Source organism: Pseudarthrobacter chlorophenolicus, assembly GCF_000962805.1.
Lineage (GTDB): Bacteria > Actinomycetota > Actinomycetes > Actinomycetales > Micrococcaceae > Arthrobacter > Arthrobacter chlorophenolicus_A.
Map to the genome: position 1 here is coordinate 76,337 of NZ_JZTW01000019.1, position 8,083 is coordinate 84,419.

Annotated in this window: 9 protein-coding genes and 2 pseudogenes; 7 read left to right on the forward strand and 4 right to left on the reverse strand. The window is 56.7% G+C overall.

Annotated elements, in window-relative coordinates:
- The first annotated feature begins 655 nt into the window (after positions 1-655).
- Together UC32_RS20115 and UC32_RS17045 are read left to right on the forward strand one after the other, a co-directional pair.
- On the forward strand, positions 656-1,063 hold the full coding sequence (locus tag UC32_RS20115) for a DUF6188 family protein (protein WP_052690611.1): 408 nt from the start codon (positions 656-658) through the stop codon (positions 1,061-1,063).
- A gap of 83 nt (positions 1,064-1,146) precedes the next feature.
- Entirely contained in the window at positions 1,147-1,662 is a 516-nt protein-coding gene (locus UC32_RS17045) for a DUF4265 domain-containing protein (protein WP_152642651.1), read from the forward strand.
- A 102-nt stretch (positions 1,663-1,764) separates the two neighbouring features.
- Here UC32_RS17045 and UC32_RS17050 read toward each other — a convergent pair whose 3' ends face one another.
- Positions 1,765-1,998: a hypothetical protein gene (locus tag UC32_RS17050; protein ID WP_045732380.1), complete on the reverse strand. Its 234-nt coding sequence runs from the start codon at positions 1,996-1,998 to the stop codon at positions 1,765-1,767.
- Positions 1,999-2,225: 227 nt separating this feature from the next.
- Between UC32_RS17050 and UC32_RS21200 the strand changes: the two genes are divergently transcribed.
- Entirely contained in the window at positions 2,226-2,564 is a 339-nt protein-coding gene (locus tag UC32_RS21200; protein WP_045732381.1) for a DUF2019 domain-containing protein, read from the forward strand.
- A 380-nt stretch (positions 2,565-2,944) separates the two neighbouring features.
- Here UC32_RS21200 and UC32_RS17060 read toward each other — a convergent pair whose 3' ends face one another.
- Positions 2,945-3,469 (reverse strand): barstar family protein, encoded by a 525-nt coding sequence (locus tag UC32_RS17060; protein WP_045732382.1) that lies wholly within the window; start codon positions 3,467-3,469, stop codon positions 2,945-2,947.
- Positions 3,470-3,655: 186 nt separating this feature from the next.
- Between UC32_RS17060 and UC32_RS17065 the strand changes: the two genes are divergently transcribed.
- Complete coding sequence (locus tag UC32_RS17065) at positions 3,656-4,348, forward strand: hypothetical protein (RefSeq protein ID WP_045732383.1); 693 nt, start codon at positions 3,656-3,658, stop codon at positions 4,346-4,348.
- A gap of 632 nt (positions 4,349-4,980) precedes the next feature.
- On the opposite strand, the gene UC32_RS17070 is transcribed toward UC32_RS17065, so the two are convergent.
- Complete coding sequence (locus tag UC32_RS17070; RefSeq protein ID WP_152642652.1) at positions 4,981-5,499, reverse strand: hypothetical protein; 519 nt, start codon at positions 5,497-5,499, stop codon at positions 4,981-4,983.
- 478 nt (positions 5,500-5,977) lie between these two features.
- Positions 5,978-6,238, reverse strand: a complete 261-nt coding sequence (locus UC32_RS17075) for a hypothetical protein (protein ID WP_045732385.1) — start codon at positions 6,236-6,238, stop codon at positions 5,978-5,980.
- A gap of 912 nt (positions 6,239-7,150) precedes the next feature.
- Here UC32_RS17075 and UC32_RS20625 point away from each other — a divergent pair.
- The 3 genes and pseudogenes from UC32_RS20625 to UC32_RS21210 all read left to right on the forward strand — a co-directional run.
- The gene (locus tag UC32_RS20625; RefSeq protein ID WP_152642653.1) at positions 7,151-7,741 is read left to right on the forward strand and encodes a hypothetical protein; all 591 of its coding nucleotides are present in this window, start codon (positions 7,151-7,153) and stop codon (positions 7,739-7,741) included.
- Positions 7,738-7,863, forward strand: a pseudogene (locus tag UC32_RS21205) (DUF2750 domain-containing protein); the annotation flags it as partial. The gene UC32_RS20625 and the pseudogene UC32_RS21205, both read left to right, overlap by 4 nt.
- A gap of 31 nt (positions 7,864-7,894) precedes the next feature.
- A pseudogene (locus UC32_RS21210) lies at positions 7,895-8,020 on the forward strand (hypothetical protein); the annotation flags it as partial.
- Positions 8,021-8,083: the final 63 nt, after the last annotated feature.

Here is an 8,083-nt window from a genome sequence, read left to right on the forward strand (position 1 = left end):
ATATGAGCATGAGGTCCTAAAACCTCAGCATCGCCTTGCCTGGCACCGCACAACTGTTGGGCTTGGTGGGCGGATCCCATGGCACTGGATCAAGAGTCTTCTCAAAAATTGCGGACTGCCGGCCTTTTTCAAAGACAACCACGTGGACGCTGTTGATACCAGGCCACACCTCGACTTCATTTTAAGTGGCAGCGTCGAATCGAGCCCCTGCGGACTTCTCAAAGCACTCAGTCTTACCGGGACAGTCAATCTCGAATTCGAGGTCGGCCGCAGGTCTCCCCATCCCCGAGAAATCAATCGAGAGGATATTAGGTTCCAGCAAAGTGGCACAGGAAGGCCTGTAGCAACCAGTCAGAAACAACGTTGCGAGAAGCAGCACAGATGATAGAGGCACGCTCAGAGCACGGGGCATCTATTCACGGTAACCCGCCAAACAACTATCTCTATCGCATTGATTTAGGTCGTTTCTGCCAACGACCGTGGCCTGGGGCGCAGGGTGCCCGCTGGAGGATCGGCTTCCGCGCACTAATCTGGTTACCCGACGCCGTGATAAACCCTCTACGTTTTGGGATGCTGGCCCCTGGACAAGGGCTAGGGCTAGGGTGGAGCGGAGCGTATCAGGAAGGGGTCACCTGTGCCATATGTTCCTGCATCCATGAGCGGGGCAAAGAGATTCGAGGGTTACTGGCTTCTCGAGGTGAGTGGGCAACTCATCCTGCAACTTGTCCTGGATTTCCAGGTAGCTCTGGTTCTCGAACAATTCAGAATCACCATCGAGGAAAGCTTCGTTCTTGAGCACCCCGATGGCACTTCTCATGTAGTCGAACCGGGCGGCGGTTTCGATCAGCTCAGTCCTGTACTGCCACTCTCACGCTCCCAGGTGGTTGCTGAGGCAAGGGCCTTCGACGACGGACGGCTAGAAATTGTCACCCAGGACGGCTTCCGGCTGCGTGTGGTGCCCGAACCCAAGTCGGCGTACGAAGCGTGGAACGTCACTGGTCCAAACGGATTACTGATTGTGTCTACGCCCGCAGGTGAGCTATCCCTCTGGGACGGCCCGTAGAGGAAACCCCCTACCCGTCGCCGCTGGGAAAACCTACCCCGTGGCGCGGTCTCATCGATGTTTTCCTTGGGTAGGCTCAGCTCGTGACCGATTACCGGCAACATCCCAGCGTCGTGGCGCACTGGCGAGATGCTTTGCTCCAGCCCCTTCCAGAAGCCCTGGAAGCGCGAGAGACCATATGGTTTGCGGTGCCACCTGAACCTGACGTGGAGCAAATGTGGGAGGGACTTCTCGGTCGCTTGGAAGCGGACGGCACTGCAACTGTTCTAGGAGTCCCCGCTTATCTCTACGACCTCAATTTCGGCGACCGAGTAAGCGTGATGCGATCCGCTGAGAATGCGCTCGTTGCCACTGGCCTGGAGCACGACGCTCGCAATTTCACATTCAGAGTCCAGCTGAATACCGATGAACCCAACGCATCGCATCCCCTGGCCGCTGAACTTGCCGAGAATGGCTGCCTAATTGATTTCATCTCTCCGCAATTCTTCGCCATATCCTGCGGTGAGCCTCAAGCGCAGGAAGTCGCCGACAGACTGTCCGCATTGGAACACGACGGCGTCCTTCATTACGACACTGGTCGAACACAGCAGTTGGGGTAGGCACCCGATGGGCGGGCCGGTGGAGGATCCTTCAGCGTTCCACAGAAGGGCCGGTTTACCCGTCGGCCATCACCCTTATTTGACGCGACGGTACAGAGAGTCCTAGTCCAGAACCCTAAGGGAACAGAGCTTGAGTCCGGTTTGCTGGTGCTGGGCTGTGAAAGCCCGGGCTATCAAACGTGCAGATGCTCTCGATCCCTGCTCGCGTTCATTTGGAGGAATAACGGTCGGTTCGTCCGAAGCCTCCAGTTCCCATTGCTCGTTATAGCGCTGTGTCGCTTCGAGGTCATCAAGCTCTACCTCCAGCGAGAAGGTGAAGACTTCTTTGGGTGCCATACGGTCATTCTGCTTGAACGGACCATCAACTGCCGTGTCTGCCCGTTGTGTTCGGCATCTAAACCCGTTGAGGTTGAATCGCTATTTGGGCCCTCAGTTACGAGATGGCGCCCGCCCGTAGGGGGATCCTCAACCGGACGATCGCGACGTCCGATGGGCGGCCAGCTTGAGGGCTGCGTCGGGCCAGTAAAATCCATATATGGGGCGCGTGGAGGTGGAGTTGATTTATGGGTGATCCTGCTTCATTGCTTTCGGAATACGAGGAACTGGCGGTTGCCTGGAATTCTGAAACTAACTCTGGCAAGGCCAACAAGATTTTCGACCGGATTCACGCGCTCGCCTTGCAGCTCAGGTCTGGGGAAGAGGGCAAACAAGGACTAGAGAGGCTCCTGTGCCATCCAGTCCGTGGCGTCCGTCTGAAAGCGGCTGCGGATTGCTTGGCGTGGAACTCCAGTGCTGCGGTAACAGCATTGGAGGATCTCCTCACTCCTCGGGGAACCCACTCGTTGAGCGCGGAGATGACCCTTCGTGAATACAGAGCCGGGCGTATGAGGTTCGATTGGTAAGAGTAAAGCGCAAGGATGTCTTTGTACCTGCACCTCGGTTGCCGGGCCCGCTAAAGGATCCTCCAGCGTGACACTAACGTCCCATCAAAGACTAGGTGTTGAACCCCTAGTTTTGCGCATGACAAGAGCAGCCACTATTGAGTAGCTACGGCGAGGAAAGTCGCAACAAGTGAAACTGCTGCCAGAACTAATGTTCCAACTAGCCATGGCCGATAGGGGCTTAGGTCCATCTTCTTGCCTGGGTGGCGAAGGACGAAAATTATCGGAAGCAGAATGGCTACGGCTACAGCCGCAACAGCTACGAAAATATATGTACCTTGCACATCAGCCTTTCCTGGCCGTCTCCTCTAACCAGAGTGCCACATCGGTAAGCCGATCCCTCACCGAGTGCTGAGGAATTCGTGGTGATTCCAAGCAACAGAAAGGCCACCAACCAGAGGGAGCTCCAGACGCGGATCCCCGGTTCTAACTAGACACATCATGCGATGGCCGAATAGCGCGGCATAAGTTGCCTGCCTGGCAAAGATGTCTAAGAGGTGGTGTGCTGTTGACGCGTCCTTGCCTTTGAAGGCTTCAAACCCATCAATCACGAGAACAAGCCCGGCATCCGATGCCGTCCATCCATAAGCTTGAACGGCTACGTCGCCGAGGCAATCGTTGAGAGCATCCAGGTTGGAGCCGTAGTAATCAGGGAAATCAAGAGCCCGGGCAACGTCTTGGTGGAGGTCAACCGTAGATTGCCAGGCAGCGGCGTCAACCTTAACGACCTTGTAGCGGTGGTTTCGCAGCCACGACGTTGCTTCGTCGAGGACGGCTTGCTGATGGAAAAGACTGATAAATCCGTTCTGGATCAAGAGAAAGTCCAGCGGATGATTCAGCTCGTCAGTCAGGTCCCAAATTGCCATGAGTGAAACTGTATTGCTCTTCGGTTCTCTTCATGCGGATGCCGGCTTGGCTATCTTCCGGCGGTGCGTGCGGAGGAGGATCCTCTACCGGGCGGCGAAGCGAACGCTTGGCCACCGCTTTACGGACATAGTGGCGCGAGCAAGAAGAGGCTCCCATGTAGACAGGGCGTAGGCAAGAATGGGCGGGTGCCTCCCATTCCCGATGCCCACCTTGCAGCATTCAATCGCCTGATGCTCCGGGCACGACAACTCTTCGGTAATGCCGTTAGAGAAGAACTGGTCGCCCCGGATACACATCAACTACCCAGCTTCCGGGTCGGCGACCTGATGGTGATCGGTGAGCAGTGGCTCGTAGTCGCAATCACACCTGGCTCCTATCCGTTTGTTTACGCTCGGAGGTGGGAGTTTGACTGGGACTCCGATCTCGATGAGGCGATTGCGGTGCTCGAGAGTTATCAGAAGAGGTTCTTGCTGGCTCCCAGTGCTGGGGATATTTTCGCGGCCCGACTTATCGCACTGGTGGGCAGCGATGGTGAGGTGGATGTGGCAACGGATCAGCCTGAGTTTGACCGGAGCCTGACAGTGCGACCAAGGCGTTCCGGGGCAATTCCTTTCAAGGTCCACATCATCAGCGGTTACCTCATCGTCATCTACAGTGACCACCTCGGTTGGTGGACTTTCGGGGGTGATTACAAGTCCGACGGGATCGCTGAAGCGTGGAAAGTGATCGAGCAGTTAGTCGTTCGGAGCGGCATTGTTCACAGCACACGTCGCTTTTCGCAACTTCTAACCCCTGAAGGTGACGTCGTCAGCGGACCGCATAGCGACGGCGTGCGCACCCGGCGCACTCAGGACCTCCACTATGCTCCGTACCGTTAGCACGCGATGGTCCGTATCGAACCGCGGGATCTCGGTCCTGCTGATGCCCTAGAAAACGACCGGGTTGTCTCAGTGGAGGATCCTTCACCGGACAAAGGCAGAAGCAAGCGCTCGGGCGTTTACCTCGACTCGCGTTCTTCATCGCCAGCATCGTTCTCATCCGAAATGTCGGTGAGGCGAGCCTGTCCGGAAGCCTTAGAAGTACGATCTCGGCTAACGACAACGGGCGCACAGAGGCCAGTCACCGCACCGCCGATCACGACTACCGCCCATTGCGGAAGCGCAGGAATAAGCGCTGCGGCGGTGAGGGAGACAACCACGCCCGTAAGGATTGCCAAGGTTCCGTGCAATACAAATCGGGGCCGATTCATGGCTTAGCATAACCGTCTAACGGTTGGAAGCTGGCGCGTCCTCACAACTCGTGGGTCACAGTCCACAGGTCTGCGTGCTCGACCGTCCGCAAAGGGATCTCTTATCGTGCTCTTAAGCGCACGATCGGCCACAGGCTATTCGGGCACGGCTATCGAGTCTCCGAACGCGGTGAGCTAACGACCTCGGAACGATCTGCGCCATGATTGTGCCCCCGGCCGGCATTGCTACGTTTAGCGGCTACGCAGGAAATTCATCGCTGCTCAAGCTCGTCGGGCTGCGTTTTGAAGCCAGCGCCGGAAAGCATCTGTCTCGATATAGCGGCCGCGGTGGTGGGCGGCCAATGCGTCGACGTCTATTGGAATGCCACGAACCTCTACCGTTCCGTACACGGGAATGGACCCACGGTGCTCGATGATCCGGTGGGCGTAGGTAGCAACCGTGCGATCGATATTGATGTTTGTTCGAAACTTCGGGTCCTCGGTGGAAAACCCCATGATGACGTGTCTTTGGTAAGCGACGCTGGTCTTACCCCATGTGAAGAACTCCCAGCGCAAATTGGGATGGCGCTCAATCATCACATCTCCTAGGAAAAGTGCGACGTCGTGAACGACTGAATACCACTCCGGGAGCAACCGACCAGGGTGCTCGGGGTCTGCCTCGACGTGGGCGTAGAACCAGTCGTTGAGGCGTTGGACGTCGTCATCGGAAGTCCCTAGCTCGAGTCCGTTGGCCTCCAGCAGTCGCCTGAGCATCTCTAACCGCGTGGGCTTGGTCTGCATGCATTGTTTGAATGCCTGCCGCGCCTCAGCGCGGGAGAGACTGCGGGTTGCCGGCGACACCAGGATCGTAAATTTCGTAGCCGCTTCCCCAATCGACAGTCGTAGTCCCACACTTCACAGGATCTTCTCCTTGCTCTTGGCGACCAAAAGTCCCAATTCTGGGTTTCGGCCCAACTCTATTCCAGCGATATTGCCAACCGTGAGCAGAGAAGCGCCCAGGTCGTGAGTCAGCGACGAGTGACAAGCTTCGGGGCGCCGACAGTGGACTTGCCAGCCTCCCAAACAAGCCACCGGTGAGAGCGGCGTTCCATTTCCTGAGAACTGGGACCCGAGATTGCGGAGCTGACAGGGGCGCGCTTAGCTTGTGACGTTCAGCGGTAAATGGCGGGGTTTTAACAGCCCTATTTAGCGCATGGGGTAGTCCGGAAGGGGATCCCTATCGGACGTGCGCAGCTGCTGAGGATAATCCGGGCATGAATCAAAAAAGCGCTTCCCCGCGGAGAACGCGCTCTAGGTCTGCGCTGTTGAGGCTGCTTGCTTCCAGAACCCAGCCCAGGCCATAGCCGGCATTACTTGCAGACCTGATTTCTTCACCAAGTACCAGGGCAGCAGCCTTGGATGCCTCGGTGGCTTCCCGCAGCTTTGCGACAGCCGCTTCCAGAGGACGACGAATATCTTCAGGCGGAACAGAGTACTGAGCGCTTTCGTCGCCAATGCGGAAATTCCAGTCGGGCTCCATATGTCCTCCAAAATGATGCTTGGCTTTCGGCCAGCTTAGACACTTTGGCGTAACGGTACCCCTCCAAAACTCCGGGGCTGGATAAGGATGGGTGCCCGGTAGAGGATCCTCCACCGGGCACCATAAGTGGAACAGATTTAATCGGGACAGAACTCCCTGCATAACTCCTATCGGTGCACGTCGATAGGAGTTGGCTCCGTTTTCGCCGTCGCGGTTCCAGGTGTTTGCCACAGCCTAATGAAATCAAGGATGTTTCTGCCGTGTTCTGACCGGGACGAGATGACACTTGGCGGGGATGTTGATTCTCTCCAGAGCTGGACCAGGTGCTGCTCGGTCGGGGCGTCCACAACCAGGTCAAAAGCTGCGTCTCGGCCGGTAGCGTGGAGCCGCGCACGGTAGCTGCCCTTTTCGTCCCTCGCTACGTTGCCGATGTCCGCTATCTCCCAATCCGTGGGGGTATTGAAGTAAGCCCGTCCTTCCGGCAGTGTCAGGGATACTTCGTGAACGTCTTCCCAAGCAGGAGAGGCTGCTTCCGGATGTTCCTGCAAAATTTCGACGGCTAATTCGACTGGTCCTGAATGAACTCCGGTGAACACCAAAGGCACTCGTAGGGGTTGAGGGACTTCACCCCGCCTCGCAGCTTGCAACGCCGCCATTGGGTCTGTCGGAGGAAGAGGCTCGACAACGAAATCCACGGCGTGGCCAACGGCGCGTATGACAAAGGCGGCTGACTCGATCACCACGTCAGCCTAACCTCCGCGCCCGGGTCAGGAGACACATTGCCTCGTTTCGGAGCAGGTTCATCTGTCCGTAGGGGATCGGCTTAGGGGCGCTTCTGCGAACTGCGGTACAGCATGAAAGACTCCAGTTCATGGTGACCGCTGTCCATTACTTCGCGACTCTTGAAGATCAATGATGCTGCTCGATTACTTGGGTGAACCGGGAACGGTGACCTTGCATCCATGGCCACTTATCAAGATGCCACTGACGGCCTTGAGCCGGGAAGAAGCGCTTGAGCAATCACCCGTGATGGTTGTTGATCACCAGCTCGGCTTGCCCATTCCAGTACGTCAGGGTGATGCAGCCATGCAAGGTGGCTCCGTGTCCAGCGTGCTCAATAGATTGAACTGGGAGCGGCTAACGCCGGCTGAGGATGAAGCCTTGATAGATTCCAATGCTTCGCCCACCATCTTGTGGTCTCCTGCTCGTCTGGATGCAGAAGTGATCTTGCCCAGTTCGCTGGGGTCACAAGCAGATTCGATGGCGCAAATCTCCAAGGACTATGAAAGATGGGTAAATCGCAGTATGTCGTGGATTCGGCGCAAGGGAACTCGCGTATGGGGGTTGGAAGGGCGACAGATGCGGCCAGACTTGAACATCGACCTCAGCTTTATCAACACCGTCTTTGCACTCCCAGGTGCCTTACAGTCGCTGGAATCTGGAACACCAGGCCGCAACTCTGACGCAAAAAGAGCTGAACCAGCGGTCGGAAACGGGCAATGACAATTAGTGGTGCGCATGCAACGGCATTTTTCGAGGAAGTCGTCCGCGAACAGCAAGTCTGGACGATCAGGGATGCTAATGGCTTTCCAGCCCCGCTCGGAAGCGATGGACTACGTAGCATGCCCTTTTGGTCAATGAGCTCACGAGCAGAGCGCATCATCTCCAAATGTCCAGGATTATGCCGGCTTCGAAAAAGTCATGATCCCTCTCAGTGAGTGGCAAGCAAAGTGGCTGCCCGGCCTGGAACGAGACGGGATTGTTAACGCCAACCGAAAATAGGGCCAGTTTTGCCAACTGAAAACAGGGCCACGGGTTGTTGTTCTATTGTGCCTTGAGCTGGGT

Coding starts and splice junctions, on each gene's coding strand:
- UC32_RS20115 (WP_052690611.1), top strand. CDS start 656: ATGAGCGGGGCAAAGAGATTCGAGGGTTACTGGCTTCTCGAGGTGAGT.
- UC32_RS17050 (WP_045732380.1), bottom strand. CDS start 1,998: ATGGCACCCAAAGAAGTCTTCACCTTCTCGCTGGAGGTAGAGCTTGAT.
- UC32_RS21200 (WP_045732381.1), top strand. CDS start 2,226: ATGGGTGATCCTGCTTCATTGCTTTCGGAATACGAGGAACTGGCGGTT.
- UC32_RS17060 (WP_045732382.1), bottom strand. CDS start 3,469: ATGGCAATTTGGGACCTGACTGACGAGCTGAATCATCCGCTGGACTTT.
- UC32_RS17070 (WP_152642652.1), bottom strand. CDS start 5,499: ATGCAGACCAAGCCCACGCGGTTAGAGATGCTCAGGCGACTGCTGGAG.
- UC32_RS17075 (WP_045732385.1), bottom strand. CDS start 6,238: ATGGAGCCCGACTGGAATTTCCGCATTGGCGACGAAAGCGCTCAGTAC.
- UC32_RS20625 (WP_152642653.1), top strand. CDS start 7,151: ATGATGCTGCTCGATTACTTGGGTGAACCGGGAACGGTGACCTTGCAT.